17 protein-coding genes and 3 pseudogenes are annotated in these 21624 nt (G+C 62.9%); 17 read left to right on the plus strand and 3 right to left on the minus strand.

From position 1 onward, the window contains the following. The first annotated feature begins 6 nt into the window (after positions 1-6). The 14 genes from VHN57_RS09930 (at position 7) to VHN57_RS09995 (ending at position 16818) form a co-directional block, all read left to right on the plus strand. Complete coding sequence (locus tag VHN57_RS09930; protein WP_017500734.1) at positions 7-615, plus strand: TraV family lipoprotein; 609 nt, start codon at positions 7-9, stop codon at positions 613-615. After that, positions 612-3140: a TraC family protein gene (locus tag VHN57_RS09935; RefSeq protein WP_017500733.1), complete on the plus strand. Its 2529-nt coding sequence runs from the start codon at positions 612-614 to the stop codon at positions 3138-3140. Before VHN57_RS09930 ends, VHN57_RS09935 begins: the two co-directional genes overlap by 4 nt. Beyond that, a complete protein-coding gene (locus VHN57_RS09940) occupies positions 3137-3484 on the plus strand; it encodes a hypothetical protein (RefSeq protein WP_038292639.1) in 348 nt (115 codons plus the stop codon). Before VHN57_RS09935 ends, VHN57_RS09940 begins: the two co-directional genes overlap by 4 nt. Beyond that, a complete protein-coding gene (locus tag VHN57_RS09945; RefSeq protein ID WP_017500731.1) occupies positions 3481-3720 on the plus strand; it encodes a hypothetical protein in 240 nt (79 codons plus the stop codon). The genes VHN57_RS09940 and VHN57_RS09945 overlap by 4 nt, the downstream gene beginning before the upstream one ends. A 46-nt stretch (positions 3721-3766) precedes the next feature. Further along, positions 3767-4339, plus strand: coding sequence for a hypothetical protein (locus tag VHN57_RS09950; RefSeq protein WP_017500730.1), 573 nt, complete (start codon positions 3767-3769; stop codon positions 4337-4339). Next, positions 4336-5349 carry a TraU family protein gene (locus VHN57_RS09955; RefSeq protein WP_017500729.1) on the plus strand — a complete coding sequence of 338 codons (1014 nt, stop codon included), beginning with the start codon at positions 4336-4338 and terminating at the stop codon, positions 5347-5349. Before VHN57_RS09950 ends, VHN57_RS09955 begins: the two co-directional genes overlap by 4 nt. A 362-nt stretch (positions 5350-5711) precedes the next feature. Continuing rightward, on the plus strand, positions 5712-7637 hold the full coding sequence (locus VHN57_RS09960; protein WP_423283729.1) for a hypothetical protein: 1926 nt from the start codon (positions 5712-5714) through the stop codon (positions 7635-7637). Further along, on the plus strand, positions 7634-8722 hold the full coding sequence (gene traN / locus VHN57_RS09965; RefSeq protein WP_375188730.1) for a conjugal transfer protein TraN: 1089 nt from the start codon (positions 7634-7636) through the stop codon (positions 8720-8722). Before VHN57_RS09960 ends, traN begins: the two co-directional genes overlap by 4 nt. Next, positions 8694-9557 carry a type-F conjugative transfer system pilin assembly protein TrbC gene (locus VHN57_RS09970; protein ID WP_375188731.1) on the plus strand — a complete coding sequence of 288 codons (864 nt, stop codon included), beginning with the start codon at positions 8694-8696 and terminating at the stop codon, positions 9555-9557. Before traN ends, VHN57_RS09970 begins: the two co-directional genes overlap by 29 nt. Then, positions 9529-10128: a S26 family signal peptidase gene (locus tag VHN57_RS09975; protein ID WP_037520702.1), complete on the plus strand. Its 600-nt coding sequence runs from the start codon at positions 9529-9531 to the stop codon at positions 10126-10128. The genes VHN57_RS09970 and VHN57_RS09975 overlap by 29 nt, the downstream gene beginning before the upstream one ends. Further along, the gene (locus VHN57_RS09980) at positions 10125-10979 is read left to right on the plus strand and encodes a conjugal transfer protein TraF (RefSeq protein ID WP_037520704.1); all 855 of its coding nucleotides are present in this window, start codon (positions 10125-10127) and stop codon (positions 10977-10979) included. The genes VHN57_RS09975 and VHN57_RS09980 overlap by 4 nt, the downstream gene beginning before the upstream one ends. A gap of 11 nt (positions 10980-10990) precedes the next feature. Next, the gene (locus tag VHN57_RS09985) at positions 10991-11566 is read left to right on the plus strand and encodes a hypothetical protein (protein WP_051886822.1); all 576 of its coding nucleotides are present in this window, start codon (positions 10991-10993) and stop codon (positions 11564-11566) included. Positions 11567-11715: 149 nt separating this feature from the next. Next, entirely contained in the window at positions 11716-13080 is a 1365-nt protein-coding gene (locus VHN57_RS09990) for a conjugal transfer protein TraH (RefSeq protein WP_375188733.1), read from the plus strand. Positions 13081-13095: 15 nt separating this feature from the next. Then, positions 13096-16818 (plus strand): conjugal transfer protein TraG N-terminal domain-containing protein, encoded by a 3723-nt coding sequence (locus VHN57_RS09995; RefSeq protein ID WP_423283733.1) that lies wholly within the window; start codon positions 13096-13098, stop codon positions 16816-16818. Here the strand turns inward: VHN57_RS09995 and VHN57_RS10000 are convergent. Beyond that, a complete protein-coding gene (locus VHN57_RS10000) occupies positions 16799-17113 on the minus strand; it encodes a hypothetical protein (RefSeq protein WP_237235322.1) in 315 nt (104 codons plus the stop codon). The two genes, VHN57_RS09995 and VHN57_RS10000, sit on opposite strands and share 20 nt — an antisense overlap. A gap of 318 nt (positions 17114-17431) precedes the next feature. Here VHN57_RS10000 and VHN57_RS10005 point away from each other — a divergent pair. Beyond that, positions 17432-18564 (plus strand): IS3 family transposase gene (locus VHN57_RS10005; RefSeq protein ID WP_148564904.1). Its coding sequence is split into 2 segments (ribosomal slippage): positions 17432-17693 and positions 17693-18564, totalling 1134 coding nucleotides; the frame shifts between segments, so codons are not numbered across the junction. Positions 18565-18763: 199 nt separating this feature from the next. Here VHN57_RS10005 and VHN57_RS10010 read toward each other — a convergent pair. Continuing rightward, a pseudogene (locus VHN57_RS10010) lies at positions 18764-18997 on the minus strand (IS66 family transposase); the annotation flags it as partial. 127 nt (positions 18998-19124) lie between these two features. Here VHN57_RS10010 and VHN57_RS10015 point away from each other — a divergent pair. Then, a pseudogene (locus VHN57_RS10015) lies at positions 19125-19253 on the plus strand (transposase); the annotation flags it as partial. 231 nt (positions 19254-19484) lie between these two features. On the opposite strand, the gene VHN57_RS10020 reads toward VHN57_RS10015, so the two are convergent. Next, positions 19485-20501: an IS110 family RNA-guided transposase gene (locus VHN57_RS10020; RefSeq protein WP_026109761.1), complete on the minus strand. Its 1017-nt coding sequence runs from the start codon at positions 20499-20501 to the stop codon at positions 19485-19487. Between the two features lie 69 nt (positions 20502-20570). Here VHN57_RS10020 and VHN57_RS10025 point away from each other — a divergent pair. Continuing rightward, positions 20571-21616 (plus strand): annotated as a pseudogene (locus VHN57_RS10025) (IS3 family transposase); the annotation flags it as partial. Positions 21617-21624: the final 8 nt, after the last annotated feature.

The following is a 21624-nucleotide window of genomic DNA, read 5'->3' on the forward strand; positions in this document are numbered from 1 at the left end:
TATCCCATGCCCACCCAGCACCCTCGCAACGCGGCACGACTGTCCAGCGCCGCTCTGCTCCTCCTGCTTGGCATCTTGCCAGGCTGCGCGGCGATCGGCTCGGCCATGTCGCCCTATCCTGAGAAGTTCAGCTGCAAGAACAGCGATCATGGCCAGTGCATCCATCCTGAGAAGGCCTATGCCGACGCCGTGGCCGGACGGGCATCGAAATCCGATCCCAAGGTCACGAATGGCAGCCGGGCCGACGAAACTCTCGGGCGCACCGGTGCGCAACGGAGCAGCCGAAATGCCGCCGCGGATGGCTATGTCGGCTACCGCAGCAGCGTCTATCGCGAACTTCAGGGCCTCGTCGAGGCGCCGGTCACGCCTATGCTCCGGCCCGGCCGCACGGTCCGCACGCTGATCCTGCCTTATGCCGATCGCGAGCGGCCCGACCGGCTCTACATGCCGCGCTACGTCTATTCGATCCTCGACAAGCCGCAGTGGGTGGTCGGCGACTATCTCGTCAATCCGACCGAACCGGCCGCGCGCGCGCCGATCCTTGAACAGACCAAGGCCAGGCCCACGCTGCCCGATAGCGATATCCCGGCGCCGCCACAGGAGCAGGATCAATGAGGGGGCTCGGCACACGCCATGGCGGCGGCATGACCATCAAGCGGCTGCAACAAAGCGTGTCGCGCGACGCTTATTCAGACTTTTTGCCCATGGTGAGCTGGGTCGAGGAAGAGGAAGCCTTCCTCACCATCGACGATGGCTGGGGTCAGGCCTGGGAGCTGGTGCCGTCGGCCTATCTCTTCGCCCATGTGCATCAGGCGCTGCTCGGCCTTCTCAACATCCAGTTCGGCACCGGCACCGTGGTCCAGCTCCACTGCTTTGCCGATCCGCTGATCGACCAGGCGCTCGATGCCTATCTCGATCTTAAATCCCGGCCCGATCCACTCGTCCAGGCATCGGCCCGGCGCACGGCACAATATCTGCGCCATGGAACCGAAGGACTCCCAGCCCTTCATGGCATTCCCGTCCGTAACTTCCGCGTGCTGCTCGCAATCAAATCGCGCACCCCGCTGGGCGCGGACCTGCGCCGCCAGATCGAGGAGCAGCTCTCCAAGCTCGGGATCGTGCGCATGGCGCCTGAAGCGCTAGTGAGTTTCTATCGCCGCATCTTCAACGGCGCCTTCGATCCGGCTCCGGGCGTCTTTGCCACGGGCGCCCCTGACCATCCCGCGCGCCCGGTGCGCAAACAGATCATCGATGCAGGCCCGGACCTGCTGTTCGATGGCCCGGAGCTTTATTTTGGCAATCAGGTGGCTCGCTGCCTGACGCCCAAATCACCAGCTCGCCGGGTTACGGCCGAGCGCTGCAACCGGCTGCTCGGAGGCATGCGCGGCGCGGCCGAGGATAGCGACCAGATTGGCGGCCCCTTCCTCTATACGCTCAACATCCTCTTCGATCACTCGGCTTTCGAGATCCACAAGCGCGCGCAGATCCTTTCCGCGCAAAAGGCGGCCGGAAGCTTTGCCGTCGAGGTCGGAAAGCAGATCGAGGAGATTGGCTGGGTGCTCGATGAAGCGGGCAACAGCCGCTTCGTCTCGGTCATCCCAACCGTCTGGGTCTTCGGCCGCGACAGCGCACAGGCCCGTGAAATGGCCGCCCGCGCCAAGCGCCTTTGGGAAAGCGAGCCGCTGCCATGGATGATGCAGGAGGAGAGCTATCTCAATCCCATCCTGCTGCCTATGAGCCTGCCCTTCGGCTTCTACCCTGAGCGCCGGACGCTGCGGATGCTGGAGCGCGATCTTCCCATGCCGGCCAAGGCGGCCGCATTGCTGGCGCCTGTCCAGACCGACTTTCGTGGCGGCGGGCGGCCTGCCCTTCTCTATGTCGGGCGCAAGGGCCAGCTCATCACGCTCGATCTCTTCGACCCGCGTATCAACAATTATAACTTCATCGTCTCGGCCGAGAGCGGCGCGGGCAAGAGCTTCCTCCTCAACAATCTCTGCCTGCAATATTATGCGCAGGGCGCGCTCATCCGCATCATCGATATCGGCGGCAGCTACCGGAAGCTCTGCACCCTTTGCTCGGGCCGCTATATCGACATTGGCGAGGAAGCGCTGGTCCTCAATCCCTTCGACATGGGCTTTGCGCTCGATGGCGATGATCGCCAGTCAGCCATCTCCATGGCCGTTGCGATCGTCGCTGAAATGGCCAATGCCGCGACCCGCAAGGGCGTCACGACGTCCGAATGGAATTTGCTCAAATCCGCCGTCCAGTGGACGATCGACAGCGGGCGCGCGGAAGCGGGGATCGATGCGGTGCGGGATTGGCTCGGTGCCTATCCAGCCGATGCCATAAGCGATCTCGACAAGGTCGACCATCTCGTCCCCGTTGCGCGTGAGCTCGCCTTCAACCTGCGCGATTTCGGCAGTTCGGGCGCCTATGGCCATTTCTTCAACGGGCCCTCCACCTTCGACATCTCGGCCGACGAATTTGTCGTGCTTGAACTCGAACGCCTGAAAGCCATGCCGGACCTCTTCAACGTCATCGTCATGGTGGTCGTGAATGCGGTGAGCCAGGAGCTTTACCTCTCCGCCCGGGACCGACCGAGATTTGTCCTGTGCGATGAAGCCGCCCAGTTCATGACCCGAACCGATGGCCAGGATCTCTCCCGCCTCGCCGAAGTGTTCGGCCAGGGCTACAGGCGCGCGCGCAAATATCAGGGGAGCTTCGGGGTCGTCCTCCAGTCGATGAACGATCTGCTGCTGTTCGGCGGCACAGGGCAGGTGATCCTGGAAAATGCCGCTACCCGCTTCCTGCTTCAGGGCTCCACCTATGAACGCGCGGTCGAGAACAAGATCCTGGATTACTCAGGCTTCGTCCTCGATCTCCTGAAGTCGGTCCGGAACAACAAGCCGCATTATTCCGAGGTTTTCATCGACTCGCCGCTCGGCCTCGGCATCGCCCGTCTGGTCGTCGATCCCTTTTCTTACTGGATCAACACCTCAGCACCCCAGGAGGTAGCCGCGTTCGAAGCGCGCCTGCGCGCCGGCCTCTCGCCGCTCGAAGCGGTCTGCGATCTCGCCGGCGTCGACCCCGCGGAGCTGCTCGGCGCGCCAAGATCCTACCCGTCGCAGGAGCTCTCATGATGCGAAATCCTCCCGCCCAGCAACCGCACACTAAGCCTACAGGCCCACAGCTGGACCTCGATCTCGATCCGACGATCGAAGCTTTGATCGAAGCGCGCGCCGCGAGCCTCGCCCAGCACCAGGCCCTGTTCTGGCGCTTCCGGCTCGTGACGATCGAAACCTTGATGATGGGCGCGCTCATCCTCTGCGCCGGCCTCGCCCTCCACCAACCTGCCGCCATGGTCCTGCGCGCCGCCATCATGGTGTCGGCCGGCTGCTTTGCGAGCGGCATGCTGCTCATCGGCCTCACCGGTGCCTTCGATCGCGGCCTCGATCATTTCACCCGCTGGCGGCGCGGCCAATGAGCGGGATCCTCACCTCTTCCCCCGCCCATGGTCCGGTCCGCCTGCTGCTCGGCACCCATCTCCTGTTGCTGATCCAGACGGTGCTGGTGCTGCAGGCATCGGATCCACTGCCCACATCCCTCCGCCTGTTTCTCGGTGTGACAGGTGTGCTCGGTCTCGCCGCGCTGATCGTCGCTGTGCGCGGGGAGCGTGATGACGAGGGCAAGCCATGGTGGGCGAAGCGTCATGTCCACTGAAACCCGCTTCCCCGCTCGCGCGCGCCACGCGCTTCTCGGTGCCCTCATGCTGGGCCTCGCCTGCCAGCAGGCACAGGGCGCGACCTCGACGATTGGCCGCACCTGGCCGATCGCTGAGCCTGACGCGATGAGCGAGATCGAGGCACGGGTCGCCAATGCGCCTCACATGGCGGCGAAGTTCGGCCCTCGCGCCAAATGGTCGGCGCTCAAGGCTGCGTCGCTGGGACCAGCTCCGGCCGATCGGACCCGGACCATCATTCCCTTCTACACGGTCGATGAGGATATCCGTCTGCCTGACGGCCGTGTCCTTTATCCCAAGGGCTTCACCTTCAATCCCCTCGAATATGTCTCGCTGCTCCAGCGCCTCATCATTGTCCATCCGCGCGATCTTGCCTGGGCGCTGAAGGCCGCGCGCTTCACCGATTTCATCCTGCTGACCGCTGGCGATGCGCTTGAACTCTCCGAACGCACCGGCCGCCCGCTTTTCATCCTGGAGGAGCGCGTAAAGGAAAGGCTCGGGCTTACCGTCGCGCCGGTCATCGTCGCGCAGGAAGGGAAGAAGCTCGTCCTTTACGAATATGCGCCGGAGCGTCCCGCAGCTCGGAGCGCCCGGCCATGAAGTGCCAGCCCCTCCTACGTGCCGCCGCCCTCTCTCTCGCGCTTGCGCTCGGCTCTGCCAGTGCGCCCGCGCGGGCCTCCAAATGCGAGGCCGGCACCATCTTCAATCCGCTGACCAAAGTGCGCTGGACCTGCATCTTCCCGATCACCATCGGCGGCGTTCGGGTCGGAAGTTTCGACAAGCTCGACAAGGAACTGGACGCCCAGTCAGCCTCCAAGCCGCTATGCGCCTGCCGCAAGGGCGCCACCTTCTGGTTCGGCGTGAAGGTCAGCTTCTGGTCGCCCAATCGCATGATCGATGTGGTGACCGAGCCCGGCTGCATGATGGCGCTCGGCGCAGATCTCCTGCCAACCGGCGGCAAGCTCCAGGGCAGTCAGTCGTCGATCGCCGATGGCACAAACAGCCAGAAAATGTTCGCGCAGATGCATTATTATATCTCGCCGGTCTGGAAGATGCTCGACATGTTCACCGACCTGCCCTGCATCGAGGACGACGGGTTCGATGTGGCGATGATCACCGAGGTGCTGCCGACCTGGCAGTCGGGGACGCTGGGCGCGATCATCCAGCCCGAGGGCATTCTCTTCGGCAACCCCGCAGCCGGCCTTGCCTGCATGGCCGACAGCGCCGCGGCGGCGGCCGGCAAAGTGCTCGATCCGCTTTTCTGGTGCATGGGCAGCTGGGGCGCCACCTATCCGGTCGCGGGCGACATCCATTTTGGTGACAGCGTCGAGGCCTGGGCAGGGCTTGCCGCGCGCGGGACTTATCTGATGGGCCGTCTTGGCGCGCTCACTATCAGTTCGGCTGACGGCTGCTCCTTCAAGGCGCAGCCCATCTGGACCAAGAGCCGTTACAAGCTCCAGATCATGGAGCCGGTCAAAGGCGGCAAATGCGTCAATATCGGGCGTCCCGGCGCCCTCTGGTCGAGCGGCAAACATGCGCCCGGCAAGGACAATGCCCAGTTCATGTCTTTTGAAAAAGTGATCTGCTGCGCGGGAGTATCCACCCCGTGAGCCAGATACCTCCCCCATCCCCCGTAGCGATCAACGAGCATTCCGGATGGTCTGCCCGCCTAGGCCATGCCGGCACGTTCGATCGCGGCGAGGGCGGGGCGACGCCGTTCTTCCACAGCGTCGCTCCAACCCCCATTTCCCTCGCGCGCCCGATAACCGCCAGATCGGGCCCAAGCGTGGGAAAGGTCAGCACGGTCGGTGAGCCCCCTGCTCGGATCGGGTGCCCCCCCTCTCTAGCGCCTGATCCGACATCGGCCGTGCTGACCACCTTTAAAAGGCCGTGCCTGCGCCCGCGTGAAAGCCAGCGGACAGGCCTTTCGTCTGCCCCCTGCGGAAATTTCGAGTTCGCCCGGAGGCTTCCGATGAAGAACATGATCCTCATCTTCATGGGCAGCGTGGCGCTCGCGCCGCAAGGTACCCAAGCGCAGGATATGGAGGCCCGCGCGCGCGCCGCGACGGCTGCATCGCGGACGAAGTCGAGCGACAGCGACGCGATCACCAGCAATTACGTCAATCCAGGTCTGTCAGGTGAGGCGATCAGCACCGTCGACAACAGCCGCACCTTCACTACCAGCCTGGCCTGCCAGAAGAGCGCGACGATGCTGGAGCTGCTGGTCCAGCCCGGCACGACCGGCGACATCACCCATTTGAGCATAGCGCGCGACAGCGATCTCGACGGCAGCTTCGATCAAAATTTGACCCTTCCCGTCCCGGTCTCGGGTATCTGCGCGAACGGCATCGTCTCCTGCGACCCTGGCAGCTGGAACAACTGCACCCCCTTCCAATGGGATGTCGCGTCGTCCGGCAACCTCAAGCTTACCCAGGTGCCGCTGACCGACCTCTCCGCCTGCTATTGCGTCAATGCGAGTTGCGGCAGCAACCTGGTGCTCGGCAACCTCAATTCTGTCCTCAAGGATTTGGGCGGGGGCATCATCGGCGCGCTCACCACGGCCGATCCCCGGATCGGGGTGGCGCAGGCAAGCATCGAAGGGCCTGTCATCCGTTATCTCGGCGCCCAGACGACGGCCTGTACCGCGTCGCCTTCTCTATCTTCGACCAGCTATCGCGCCGATCCAACCGCGATCAGCGGGGACGCCAGTGCGAGCGCGCAGGCAAGCAGCGTCTTTCAGGCGCTGGCCGGTTCGGCGTCGGCGACCGGCAAGGCCGAGGTCACGCGGAGCTGCTCGATCGATCGGGAGATCAGCGTCAAATCCTGGGACTATGACGACATATTGGGCGTTGCCGGAACGGTGACCTCCACCGCCTGCGGCACCGGCTGCCGTCGCTATCAGATCCGCGGTTCCGGCACCTGCGGCAGCGTTCCGCCCATTCATACAGCCACCTTCGACCCAATCGCGCCGGCACGCATCGTCTCCGCCCGGATCGTGGAAATGGGCGCGGACGACTGGGTCCAGGCACGGGTCAACGGCCAGATCGTCGGCTATGCCGGGAAGCGCCCCTGGACCGGTGAGGCCCTGCCATCTGGTGACTGCCGGATCAGCGGCGATCCCTATTATAATCGCACCGCCATCGACATCACGCCCCAGCTGCGCGCCGGCGCCATGACGGTCGGCGCGCGGGTGCGAGCCGGGGGCGATGGCAATTGGGGCTATGTCACTGTCGAGGTTCAGGTCGATACGGCCTGCGAGGTTTCCGAACGGCTGGTGGATCTCTGCGCAGGCTATGCCCAGGACGCGGCGTGCAGGCTGGACAGCGAGAGCGTCGACGGCGTCACGACCTTCGCCAATGGCGTGAATACAGGTCTCAAACCCCTCGCCCAGACCCGTCTAATCGGTACGGGCCATTGCACGTTCCAGTATAGCCGCGACTTTTTCGAGCGGGACCGCCGCTATAAATGCCTGATTGATAGCGGTGAGCTCAGCGCGCCCGATCTGTCGCGCAGCGCCTATATCATTGACCATTCGACCGAAACCCTGCTCGCTGATCGCACCCTGTCGAGCGACGGAACGATCTCGACCTCGACGCGGGCATTTTCCCTGCCCGATCGCGGGACGGTTCCGGCCTGCGAGCCGATCTGCAAGACCCGTGCGCCCAGGGCGAACAGCGACGTCGCTATCTCCGGTGTGGTCGGGGCTAGCCAAAATGATCCGGCCGGCTGGAACAGTTTCTATCATAGCTGCACCGCGGACAATGTCTGCCCCTTGGGCGAAGGGGAGGAACTGGTCACCGCCTGCGGCTGCCTCGACGATTTCCCTGAAGCCGCCGTCATGATGCAGACCGTGCGCCTCGCCGGCTCCGACCTTGCCTGCACTGCGGGGACGCCATGAGACAACGGATCATATTCGGACTGCTGAGCGCCGCGCTCGTTGCAGTCACCATTCCTGGGCCGGCATCGGCGGCCCAGCTCTGCGCCGCTGATTTGAACGGCAATGGCGATGCGGCTGACGAAGGCGAGATGGCGAGCTGCGTCACCATGGCTGGCGGCGCGACGCAGTGCCCGATCCAGCAAATACCCTGCGTGGTCGACGCCGCAGGCGCCTATAGCTGCCCGCTGGGGGCCGATCATCAATGCCTGGTGCCAGCAGCAGGCGGAACACCGACCTGCTCGCCCGTCGCCTGCATCGACACCGCGCTCAATCCGGTCGAGGATGAGCTTCTGGTCGATGACGCGGGACCGGACAATGACGGCCCGGTCGACGCCGATGGCAACTGCCTCGGCACGATCGAGATATTTGGCGGCCGGGCGCTGCGCTGCCGTCCGCCTGGCGCCAGCGTCACCTTCCAGAATTGCTGCAAGGATCGGGACAAGATCGTCAAGGACGGCATGGGCGGTTCGATCAGCTCGATCACGACCAAGATCGCGATCGCTAAGGGCGTGTTCACCGGCGCCAAGGCCGCCTATCTCGCCTTCAAGGCGGGCGCGACGGCGGGCCAGGCGGCCAGTGCCGGCGCCAACGCGATCATCGTCGGGCTCGATCCCACCTCGATCGCAATCAGCCTTGCCATCAACTTCATGATGGAGGTGCTGCTCCAGGGCTGTGACCAACAGGATATGGAAACCGGCATGCTGCGTGGTTCGGGGATGTGCCACGAGGTCGGCACTTATTGCTCCTCCTCGATCCTTGGCATCTGCATCCAGAAGGCCCGCGGCCATTGCTGCTTCAACACCAAGCTTGGCCGCATCATCCAGGAGCAGGGCCGACCGCAGCTCAGCGCCTTCAACGCCATGGGATGGGGAACACCCAAGCAGCCCTATTGCCGGGGCTTTACCGCTGAAGAATTCCAGGCGCTCGATTTCAGCCGAATGGATCTCTCCGAATATTATGAGGAGATCGAGGCGCGCGCCCAGTCCAACATCCAAATCGATATGGAGGAGAAGGTCGATGCCTATCTGCGCATCGTCAATCCCTGACAGCCATATGGCCCCGCTCGTGCTTGCACTCGCGCTTATGGGCGCCGCGCAAGGGCAGGCCCGGGAGGCTCAACCGGCAAACGAAGGGACGGCCGCCATGGAGCGGCTTCAAAAAGCCAAGGCAAGCGCAAACCCAGCGGTGCACGCCGGGCCTGACACGATCCCTGACCCCTCTCCGGCTCTCAAACGACGTGCCTTCGAGGCCATGCGGAAACGGCGGGTCGATCCGCGGATGGAGGCGCAGGCGCGCGCGGCGCAAATCGAGGCAGCCAATGCACTCGCCGCGGAGCAGCAGGCCATGAGTGCCCGGCTCCACCAGGCATTGGGCCTGGCACCGTTAGATGCCACCGCGATGCCCAACCCCGCCACTTCGAACGCATCGGCCAAGGCCTGGGTGCCGCTGCTGTTCGCTTCCTCATCGATGCCGATCGAGACGTTGCGCACCTACGCCAGGCAGCTCGAACGGGTCGGCGGCGTGATCGCCTTCCGCGGAGTCCCCGGTGGCCTCACCAAGATCGGCCCCATGGCCGAGCTTACGGCAAGGATGCTCCGGGTCGATCCCGGATGCGAGGGTCCGGCCTGCACGATGCGCAACGTCCAGGTGGTGATCGATCCGATCCTCTTCCGCCAGCATGGCATAGGCCGCGTACCGGCCCTCGCCATGGTACCGGGTGACCCCACCCAACCCTATTGCGAGCGGGAAGACGAGACCGCCCCCCGTGCCGCCCATCTCGTGCTCGGCGATGCAGCGCTTTCTGGCTTGCTGGATGAATATGCCCGCCTCGGCGGCAAGGAGGAGGTGCGCGATGCTTCGGCTCGTCTGGCTGGCCGCTAAAAGGCTTTTCCACGGATTGAAAGCGCTCCCGCGCGAGGCAGTGCTGGCGCTGGGCGGCGCGGTCGGCGATCAGCCGGTGCGTCCCAAGCGCTTCTGGCTGGCGCTTGGTATCACCGTGCCGCTGGCGACGCTTACCTGGCAGGCAATCCCTTCGGTCACCATCGTCATGAGCCCCTCGATCGACGCCTGGGCCGTGCGCGCGGCGCCTGGGGCAATCCACAAGGGCGATCTCGTCATGTTCGCACTGTCCCATCCGATCGCCGGTCCCCGCCCCGTCAGCGTCACCAAACGGGCGATGTGCATGCCAGGCGAGCGCCTGCGCGAGGTCGAGCGCCATTCAGTCTTCGATGGCAGGGTCACAAACAGCAGCTATTATTGCGGAGATCTCCTGCTGGGTATCAGCCGTCCTGTGGGCCGTGATGGCCAGCGCCTCGATCATCTGCACTGGGGCGATCATGCGATACCCGCAGGCTTCGTCTATGTTGGTTCCGACCATCGCGAGGGCTTTGACAGCCGGTACTTTGGCCCAGTGCGGATCGAACGTCTCACCCGCATGGAGCGCGTGCTGTGAGGCGGAGCATCGCCGCTGCCGCGATCGCGCTGGCGGTCGCCATGCCATCGGCTGCCGCGCAGCCCAACGGCGAACCCAAGCTCGGCTACTGGTGGTACGCCCCCAAACCCGCGGAACCCGGCGAAGCGGACGAGGATCAATTGCCTCCGGCGCCCGTCATCCCACCGATGACCGAGCTCGCCAGATGGAGCCCGCTCCGGATCGCCAAGCTCATTACCGAGCAGCGCGACTACGCTGCCACGGTGCTGACGGTCGATGCCGTCACTGATTTCTGGCGGCTCCAGGACTTCGCCAGGCGCAAGGCCCGCGCCTTTGCCGGCGTCACCCAACTCGCCATGCTCACCCACCCGGAACTGAGCGCCCGCTCCGCCTATCCAGTCGTGGGCGACGCGCGCGACGCCATGGGCGCGCAGAAGGACGCCACCCGCCGCGCCTATCTCCGGTCCAAGGGGGGCGAGTTCGCGCTTATCATGTTCTCGCGGGCCAGCTGTGGCTATTGCCGCGTCCAATGGCCGATCCTCCAGCGCTTCCAGGAGGAGATGGGCTGGCAGGTCAGCAGCCAGGATCTCGATCGCAAGCCTGAGCTTTCCAGTCGATTTGGGGTCGATGTGACCCCCACGACCATGGTGATCCGACGCGGTTCGTCCCAGCGCATGGTAATCGCCAATGGGGTCGAGGCCTATCCCAATCTCATCCAGACCGCCTATCAGGCCGTGAAACTGCTCTCCGGCGACATTCGTCCCGAGCAATTCCTGACCGGCGCGGGCGAGGAAAATGGCTTCTTCGACGCGCTGGCCAACGGTCCGGTTGCGGCCAGTGACCCGGCCGTCAGCCAGGGCGCCCAGCCGTGAGATCGGTGGTCATGTTCTTGGCAGCTGCGGTGACTGCGGGCGCTACCACAGCGATCGCCGCGGGGCCGCCGAGCCGGGCCGAAGCCGCGCGCGCCGCGGTCCATCCGGTCAGCAGCGAGCAGGCGATGAAAAGCTGGCTCGATCGCGTTCCGCGCACCAGCGTCTTTCCGCCCGACTTCGAGGCGACCCTGCGAGGCCAGGGCGCCGCCTATGTGGTCGAAATGAGCACGGCGCCCGGCTGCCTCCCCTGCGGCGATCTCTGGACCAAGCTTGGCGTGCTGAAGGCCCGCTATGGCTGGACCGTCCGAACCATATCGACCCCGGAAGCGATGATCCGGTCCGGCCGCCTCGGTCTCCCCTGGGTCGGGCACCCTGTTGCCTGGGTCCGGCCATTGGCCGACCCCAATCGCGTCATACCGGTAGCCATTGGTACCGATCACTCGGTCAACATCAGTCGCAATCTCTATCTGGCGGCCAAGATGCAGTCGGGCGTGCGCGTGGCCGTAGGGGTGCGCGCCATGTCCAAATTCACCGGGATCGTCGGTGTGCCGGCGTCCTCCCCATCCACCCATCGTCGGAAAGGCTGAGCAATGGCGGGCGCAGTCGATCCTGATCCGTCAACCCATTGGAGCCCGCCATGCGCCACGCCCCCACCCCCTGCCGTTCGCACCTGAAGATCAAGGCGCTCCTTCGCCGGTTCGCCGCCTTCCTTACCCTCTGCGCTGCCAGCTGCGGCATGACGCCCGCCCCCGCGCAGGCGCAGAGCTGGGCTGAGCATTGGTTCGACAATGTCACCTATACCAACCCGGGCAGCTTCGAGGACCAGACGCGCGGCTATGTCACCGCCGGCGGCATGTCGGGCCGCATCGACGTCCATAACGACTATCTCATGAGCTTGACGCTGCCGAAGGTAAAAGCCGGCTGCGGGGGCATCGACATGTTTCTTGGCGGCATGTCCTTTCTCGATCCAGACTATCTGGTCGAGAAGCTCGAAAGCATCTTGCAAGCGGCCCCCGCAGTCGCTTTCCAATATCTGCTCGAAACGCTCGATGAGAAAATGGGCAACATCATTTCGAAGATGGAGGCGGCCACCAATTACCTGAACTCCATCCAGGTGAACGACTGCCGCCTCGCCAACCGCATGGTCCAGATCGCCAAGGGCGACGACAATATGTCCGGCATCATCGAGGAGATGACCGGCTACAAATCGGTCAAGGAAGGCTATGCCAAAAGCTATCAGCAAAGTCGCGAGAAAATCCAGTCGAATGGCAATAATCCGACCGAGGATCTGCGCGATGCGCTCGCCAACTGCCCGGCTGAGGTGACGGAGATATTCAGGACCGGATCGCTCATCTCTCACGCCGCAAACCGGGTCGGCGCGGCGGACTGGGCCGCCGTCATGCGCGCGCGGGTGGGCGACGTCTATATGCGCTGGGACGCGACCGACAAGGTGCCGCTTTTCTCTGCCATTCCGGCCTGCGCCGGCCAAGATAGCGAATCTTCCGACGACTTCTTGAGCGGTCGCGTCATGCGGCGCGCGCTCAACATCCCCGCCACCAGCGCCGATTGCACACGCGACGGAGCCAAGGGCGCGCTTACCCTCACCCGCGAGCGCATGACAGCGATCGCCGAAAAAATCCGCACACGCGCTGCGCTGACGGCCGAGGAGCGGCAGTTTGTCGCCAATGTGCGCACCCTCCCTGTCTACCGCATGCTCGAGTGGGGCGTCCGCCAGGATGTGGTGGACTCTGTCATCGCGGATACCGACGAACTGGTGGCGCTGACCCTCGCCTATCAGATGCTGAATGACCTCACCCGCAGCATTGATTTCGCGCTGACCAACGCCGAGCGTGGCACCAACGCGGCAGGCGCAGCGGATAGCAGTAACGCCAATATCTGCCAGACCCGGATCCTCACCAAGGGGATAGAGCAGCTTCGCGATCTGCGCGAAGAAGTTCTGCGGCAGCGCTCGCAGATGCGACAATCCTATATGGCAGCGCTTGAGGCTGCGAACCTCTCGACCAACTATGCCGGCCTCGTCCGCCAGCGTGATCGGGACGCCCGCGACGCCGCCGGCACAGCCACCAACCGCAATCGCTAAAGGGGAGCCGTTCCCATGCGCCTTGTCGTTCGCCTCATTGCGATCTTGACCGGCCTTGCCCTCGCTGAGCCGGCCCTTGCTCTGGAAGCCAGCTTTCATAGCTATGATGGCTTTGCCGAGACAATCGATGCCTTTCGCCTCGTCTCGATGATCTTTGCCGATCCGCGCTACGAGACGCTGGTGCTGATCGTGGCGGTGGTCGGCATGGCGTTTGGAGCCGTGCTTGCCATGGTCCGCGGCACAGGCATGGGACTTGTTGCCTTCGGATTCCAGATGCTGGTCGGGATCGGCATGTTCGTCGGCCTGGTCGCAACCACCGGCACAGTCCATGTCTATGACCGCGTCCGCAATGCCTATCAGCCGGTGGGAGACGTTCCCAACCTCATCGTGCTGGTGGCGGGCGTCACCAACATGATGGAACGCGCGCTGGCCGAGACGATCGACGACAATACGCTCGATCCCCATGCCAAGCTGGAGTTCGGCGCGGGCGGTCATGCCTTCGATCTGTTCCTGAACGCCGTCTCGCCGCGTGGCCCCATGACTGACAGCTTCCTCGATGCGACGGTCAAGGATTATGTCCGCCAATGCTATCCGGTCGCCCGCGTGTCGCCGGCTTACGGCGTCGACGATGACCAACTCTTCCGCGCCAGCACCGATCTCCCCACCGCCTTTGCCGCCATGGCGGGTCCATCAACCTTCAGCACCGTCTTCACAGCGTCGGACAAGGGCGGCACGACGGTCAGCTGTCAGGAAGCCTGGGAGCATATCGCCGATCGCCTGTCAGACCCTGCCATCTTCGAAAGCTATTCGGCGCAGGTCTGCGCCCGAACCGGCTATGACATCGCAAAGCCAGATCAGCTCGCGCGTTGCCGCAGCAATCTTGGCGAGATGGGCGACATGATGATGGGTACACCACTCACCGCACAGGCCTTCCTCACCAACATCCTGCTCGGCAATAGCGTGGGCGATGTTCTTTTCGAGGACAGCCCGACAACGGCCTCTCGCGTGATGGCAAACCGCGCCGTCGTATCGAGCGGCCTCGCGACCATGTCGACGGCGAATGAATGGTTTCCAACGATCCGCGCTGTCGTGTTCGGGATCATGCTCTTCATGGTGCCAGTCGCGCTCCTCTTCATCCTCACACCGATCAATCTGCGGGTGGCGAGCTTTGCGCTCGGACTCTTCGTCTTCGTTGCACTGTGGGGCGTGATCGACGCCGGCATCTACCAGCTCACCCTTGGCCGAGCCACGGCAGCACTTGCCGAGATGCGGGCCAATCATCTTGCTGCCAATGCCTGGATGCTCGCCCCCTCCTCCGCCATGAAGGCGCTCGCCATATTCGGCAGCTTCCGCACGGCAGGCGCCGGACTTGCTGGCGCTTTCGTGTTCACCGTTTTCCGTTTTTCGGGTAATGTCTTCTCGTCCTTCACCGGCGGCTCGCTCGGCGTCACGGCGCAGGCCTCCTCCGCAGCGGCGACGGTCTCCACATCAGAAGGCTATGCATCGGCACTCGAAGCCCAGGCATCGGCCGCCGGCACCAACACTCGCCGCGGCGCCGCTTCCTCATTCGGCGACTTTGGCGCCCGCTCCAGCTTTGGAGCAACGCGCAGCTTCGGCGCCGCCGGCGCCGTCGAAGGCGCGCATGGGGGCGTTCCAGGTCAGGCCGCGCTGGGGCTCGGCGGGATCGACGCCGGCCGCGAACTGGGTGGGCTTGCACCAGCGCTCGCCGGCCGGGATCTCGCTGATCCGTCAGTCAAGAGCGCTGTCCAGGCGGCGGCCGCCACGGGCGCCATCCACAATTTCGCCGAAAAAGACGCGCTCCGGAAGCTGGGTACGGGCTATTTCGGCACAGGTCAGGGCGGAGAAAAGGCCTTTGCCGCCTTCACCCAGAACCTTGTCCAGTGGCGCGCCTTTGGCGATACCCGCGCCTACGACATGATGATGCAGGGCGCGAGCCGGCATTTCGAGCGCGCAGGCTATTCCCCTGAGGATGCGGCGCTCAAGGCCAGCGGCCTCATAGCAGAAGCCCATGCCGATCCGACCTTTGCCAAGCTCATCGCCAACAGCTTCTCCCAGGAGGAGATGCTCCGGAATGAGCTCACCGGCGCGCAAACGCAGGTCGGCGCGATGGAAGGTCGCCGCGACTATGCTGGCGATCAGGTTTCCGCCGTAGAGCGAGGCAATGTCGCGACTGAACAGGCGCGGCGGACTGGCGGGAATGACGGCCAGCGCTTTGCAGCGCGGATGCTTGGCCTGCCGGTGGATGAAATGAACCGCCGCATCTCCTTCATCAACGCCCTCTCCGGCGAAGCGCGCTCTTCCGCCATATCCCAACTCTCCCGCTCCACCGGCCGCAATGAAGCGCAGGTCATGCATGCCCTTGAGACCTACCGGGCGGCGAGTGAGGTCGGCACCGCCGATGGGGCAACCGCAGAGGCGGCCCGGGAAGGCACGAGCATCTACGGGCGTACTCGCGAGGCCGCAGGTTATGATTTTGCCGAACGCTCAGGCAAGCTCGATGCGCAACGCGAGGTCGGCCATGATGGCACACGCGGCGCAGCCAGGATCGGCGAGCAACGACGCCAATCCGAGAATTTCGGCTTTGCGGAAGGTGCTGCCGCCGCGGGCATGTCGACGCGTGAAGCAGCACGCCTCGACAGCTTCATCCGAGCCCTGTCAGACGGTGCCGGAAACCAGGTCGACATGGCTGAGGGCGGCGCTGAAGGCGTGGCTGATCGCGCGCGCAATTCCAGAATGACCAGCATTGTCGACAAGGAACGCCTGTCACGCGTGCAATCGATGCTCAAGGACAACGGCATTGAGATGACCAAGCGAGAGATCGCAATGGATCAGAATGGCGATTTCAGCCTCAACCTGACACCTGCGACGGCGGCCCAGATGTGGAAGGCTGGGCTTCTCAATGAGAGCCAACTCGGTGCGGTCGCGAACGGTGGCCATGCCCGCTTCAGCCTCGCCCACAATGACCTTCTCGTCTCCAGTAGCGCGGGATTTGAGAAGTCGGCACGGAATGACAGCAGCACGAGGTTCGAGGCCGGAAAGCAGGCCGGGCCCGACACGATCGAACATTTCCTCGGAGGCGGTGCCGAAGGCAAGGCAGCGATGGCCGATTGGCTCCGCGGCGGATTTGAGATGGACCGCAGAGGCAACTGGCGCCTCAAACCCCAGGTCGCAGACACCCTTCAGCGGGATGTGCAGGCGATCATGGTGCAGACTGGATGGGAACGAACGATCGCACGTTCCGCACAGGACCAGACTGGCGTTTCAATCTCGGTCAGCGGAGAAGTCTCAGGCGGATCGGGCTCTGGTACGGGTGGACGATCCAAAGGGAGCCGAAGCGGGATTGCCTTCGGCCGCGCAGGTGGCTCATTGGGTGTGTCGAGCCAGGAAAGCGGAATGACGAATGAAACGGCTACCGCGCAACTGAACATCATCAACTATGACGTCCGGCAGGCACTCGCGAATGCCGAGCAGTCGGCCGCTCGTTCGCCCAAACCCGCCGAAGCCTTCTCAACCCGGCTTGCCGACGAGATACTTGGTTCTACGGGGCTGAGAAACCGATATCTTGGCGATGCTGACAGTGGGCGGGGGGTGGTCGACCTGGCAGCACCGATGACATCGATGGAACAGGTTTCGATTTTAAAAAGTGGTCGGCTATCAACCGACCTGAAATCAGGCCCATTTGACGGTAATCCCGATTTTAAGAAGGGTGCCGATTGATGTATCCTGGGTTTAACGGGTTGAGAGGATTTCCAACCCATAAAGCCCCCGACGCCGGATCGAGCGGATCGAACTCGCGCAGCATACCAGAAGGACCGTAGCGCTTACGTCGCCATTCCAGATATCCTTCCGCTTCCTCATCTAGCTCGAAGTTCGCCTTTGCGAGCCGGTCCCTAAAAAAGCCGTAGCATAAAACAAGCCCAACAATGGGCGGGAAGAAGAGGACGTTAGCGAAACCGGCCGCTGCGGAGTGATAGAAGCCGGCCAATGCATCTATCCAAAGCGATGCAAGCATCGTCCCCCAGTATAGCAGCACCGCAGACCACCAAAGTTTCGCTCGCCTAGGTCGCCAAAGCCAATCAGCGGCCTTGGGACTTGGCATAGTTTCAATTTGCTTATCCGACACTTTAGAGTTCGACATTCTAGCTTATCCTCAAACCAAGGGTATCATTTCCTCCCCGTATCGCAAAATACTCCTTCCCTCCCCAAGGCCGGATGCGACGCAACGACCGCGTAAGGCGATACAGAGAGGTGGCCTGGAGAATCTGCACACTGAGATAATTGGATTTTCTGCCTCGGAGCAGCCAGGAAGGCTGCGAGACAGGAGCAGAGAATGAGCAGACGACCCCGGCGCAACCACAGCCCGGCATTTAAGGCGAAGGTGGCGCTTGCCGCGATCAAGGGCGAGAAGACGCTGGCAGAGCTGGCGCACGACTATGATCTGCATCCCAACCAGATCACGACGTGGCGCACGCAGTTGCTCGAAGGGGCGGCGGGCGTGTTCGGCTCGGAGAAGGCGTCGGACGAACCGGCCGTCGACGTGAAGACGCTTCACGCCAAGATCGGCGAACTGACGCTGGCCAATGATTTTTTGGAAGGCGCGCTCGGCAAGGCAGGTCTGTTGCCGAGCGCAAAGCGATGATCGATCGAACGCACACCTTGCCGGTGAAGCGGCAGGCGAAGGAACTGGGGATCAGCCGGGGCAGTGTCTATTATCTGCCGCGGCCGGTTTCATCCGAAGACCTCGCAATCATGCGTCGCATCGACGCGTTGCATCTGGAGTTCCCGTTCGCAGGAAGCCGGATGATGCGCGACTTTCTTCGTCAGGAGGGCATCACGATCGGCCGCTGCCATGTCGCGAGCCTGATGAAGAAGATGGCGATCGAGGCGGTCTATCGCCGTCCCAGCACTTCCAAGCCGGCACCAGGACACAAGATCTACCCCTATCTCCTGCGCAAGCTTCCGATCGTGAGGCCCAATCAGGTTTGGGCGACAGACATCAGCTACATCCCCATGGCCAAGGGGTTCGTCTATCTCGTCGCCATCGTCGACTGGTTCAGCCGCAAGGTTCTCAGCCACCGGATCTCGATCACGCTGGAGGCCGACTTTTGCGTGGAAGCGCTCGAGGAAGCCCTGGCGCGCTATGGCAAACCGGAGATTTTCAATACGGACCAAGGCAGCCAATTCACGAGCCAGGCCTTCACCAGTGTGCTGATGCGAGAAAAGATTGCCATCAGCATGGACGGCCGCGGCGCCTGGCGCGACAATGTCGTGGTCGAGCGGCTGTGGCGCTCAGTGAAGTACGAGGAAGTCTACCTGCACGCCTACGCATGCGTCAGCGAAGCGCGCAGTTCGATCGGCCGATACCTGGGCTTCTACAACGCCCGGAGACCTCACTCGAGCCTCGGCGGACGTACGCCCGATCAAACCTACTTTGACAATCTGCCACAGGCCGTGGCAGCGTGAATTGGCCGCGACTTGCGGGGCGTCACTCCGGCCGGGCTACGCCCGACCTCCATGACGCCCCGCAGGCAGCAGCTTGAACAACCAAACCGCAGACGATCCACTTATCAAACGTCAAAGGCTGTTCAGACAAACCGAGCCACTTCTACAGTTAGACGCGCGAGAATATGGTAAGCGAAAGAATAGCCCACGCTGGCAGGCGTTAGGCGGTCTGTTCGATGTCGGCCCTGGCGGCGAGGCGCCTATCGCCCCAGTTGAAAGTGTGCAGATCATCAATTGGATCTACGTCGCGGTGCAGGACGATATGAGTGAGGACATCGGTGCGGCAGGCCTGATGGTTGATGCCGCCCAGCTTGCACGTTTCGATGAGGCCGACAAAGGTCGCCCAGTTTTCAGCCCCCAAATCATGACCTGCGAACAAGGCATTTTTGCGGTTATGCATTAACTTCCACAAGCGGAAGAATGCACTCTTTGCCGGCTCCTACGAGGGCGGCGATAACTGATCTGCCCCCCGCTGAGTGGCCCAGAGACTATGATAGTCTGGACCGCGAAAGGGACATTGAATGCCGAGCAAGAAGCACAAGCCGGAAGAGATCATCGGCAAGCTGCGTGAAGTTGAGATCGTGCTGGCGCAGGGGGCTTCGACCGCCGAAGCCTGCCGTCGGATCGGGGTCAGCGAGCAGACCTATTATCTCTATGGACGGCTCTCCCTTTGCAAGCGGCATTGAAACGTTCTGCGTGGATCAGTTGCAAACATCTATCCGGCGTCAGCTGGTTGTCCAGAGCGCCCAAATGGGAAATCCGCACACGCGCACCTCTACAGCTGGTAGGCCTCAAGGGCCTCGATAATAGTCAGGCTCGTCGCGCGTCGGCTCGATCAGTGCAGTCCATTTCTCCGTCTACTCGCAAACTGGTTCGGTTCTTCAGGCGGCGGCGCGGTATTGATCGCCCGTTCGAAGCACGGCCCAGATTATCCGTGCATTCTTGTTGGCGATGGCAACCGTTGCGCGGTTGAACCCGCGTCGCTCCCGAAGCTGGTTGGCCCATTGGCTGATGGGATCATTTTTATTGGGTGCCGTTCTCACGACGGCACGCGCGCCGTGAACCAATAGGCTGCGCAAATGCTGGCTTCCTCGTTTAGAGATGCCCATAAGCACCGCCTTATCACCGCTCGAGAACTGGCGCGGTACTAATCCAAGCCAGGCCGCCATGTGGCGCCCATTCCTGAAGTCCGAACCATCGCCGACCGCCGCGACAATCGCTGTTGCCGTTTTGGGCCCAACGCCTTTGATCCTGGCGACACGCTGACAGGGCTCGCTCGATTTGAAGACGGCTTCGATTTTCTTGTCGAAATGCTCGATGCGGCGTTCGAGATCGCAGAAGAAATCCCAGAGCTCGGCAATGGTCTCACGGGCCATAGTCGAGAGGCCGGAGTCGGCGCGTGCGAGTATCTCCGGAATCATGCGTCTCACCCGGGTAATCGACTTGGCAAAGGCAATGCCACGATCAAGCAGCAGCCCGCGCATCTGGCTGACCAGGGCCGTTCGGTGGTTCACAAGACGCTGGCGGGCGCGGTGTAGAGCCTGGATATCCTGTTGCTCAACGCTTTTCTTAGGCACCAGCGGAATGTGGGGTTGACGCACAGCCGTACAGATCGCCTCGGCATCGTTGCCGTCGTTCTTCTGCCTGCGGACAAATGGCTTCACATATTGAGGACTCACGATCTTCACGTTGTGGCCCAACTCTTCAAATTGGCGGGCCCAGCAAAATGCTCCTGTGCAGGCTTCGATCGCGACGGTGCAGGGCTCAATCCCGGCCAGCACCGAAAGTAGTTGGTCGCGCATGACCCGCCGTTTGAAAATCGCATTGCCCTTGCGATCAACGCCATGCAGCTGGAAGACATTCTTCGCCAGATCAATACCAAGTACATCGATGGTCATCATTCCTCTCCTTCGACTGCCGGTTGCACAACGATGCTCCGGGGTGGGAGAGCCGTCCATCCCATTAGCTGGCGCAAGGAATATGGCGGGCTGAAGACCGACCAGGCACGGCGGATGAAGGATCTGGAGAAGGAAAACCAACGGCTGCGCCGGGCGATCTCGGACCTGACGCTGGACAAGCTGATATTGCAGGAAGCTGCACGGGGAAACTTCTGAGCCCCGCGCGGCGACGGCGCTGCATCGATCATATACGACGGGATCTGCCAGTCCGGCTATCCGAGCGACGGATATGCCGGGTTCTGGGGCAGCATCGATCGACACAGCGTAAAGTGCCGCGTGGGGCGGATGACGAACAGGCGCTGACGGAGGACATCATCGCCTTGGCAAAGCAATATGGTCGTTACGGCTACCGCCGGGTCACGGCGTTGCTGCGCCATGCGGGGTGGACGGTGAACCATAAACGGGTCGAGCGGATATGGCGGCGCGAAGGGCTCAAGGTGCCGCAGCGCCAGCCCAAACGCGGGCGTCTATGGCTCAACGACGGATCATGCATCCGCCTGCGGCCTGAGTATCCTGGGCATGTGTGGGCCTACGACTTCGTCGAGGGGCGCACGCATGACGGCCGCAAGTTCCGCATCCTGACGATCATCGACGAGGCCAGCAGGGAATGTCTGGCGCTTATCGTTGCGCGACAGCTCAAACATGAGGATGTGCTGGCGGCCTTGGCGGACCTGTTCATCTCGCGCGGCCCGCCTGCACATATACGGTCAGATAATGGCGCCGAATTTATCGCCAATGCCGTCCAGCAATGGCTGCGGCAGATCGGCGTGAAGACGCTCTACATCGCGCCGGGATCGCCATGGGAGAATGGCTATAATGAAAGCTTCAATGGGTCGCTGCGCGACGAACTGCTCAATGGTGAAATCTTCTACAGCCTCGCCGAGGCCAGGGTGCTGATCGAAGCCTGGCGGCGGCATTACAACACCGTCCGCCCGCACAGCAGTCTTGGCTATCGGCCACCGGCACCAGAAACGGCGACACCGCCATATCCGGCCTCCGGTTCCGCTTCGCTCCACCTCCGTCCGGATATGGCGGCGATGAGCTTAATGCACTAACAAACCAA

This window comes from Sphingobium salicis subsp. salicis (assembly GCF_049472635.1).
Classification (GTDB): Bacteria; Pseudomonadota; Alphaproteobacteria; order Sphingomonadales; family Sphingomonadaceae; genus Sphingobium; species Sphingobium yanoikuyae_A.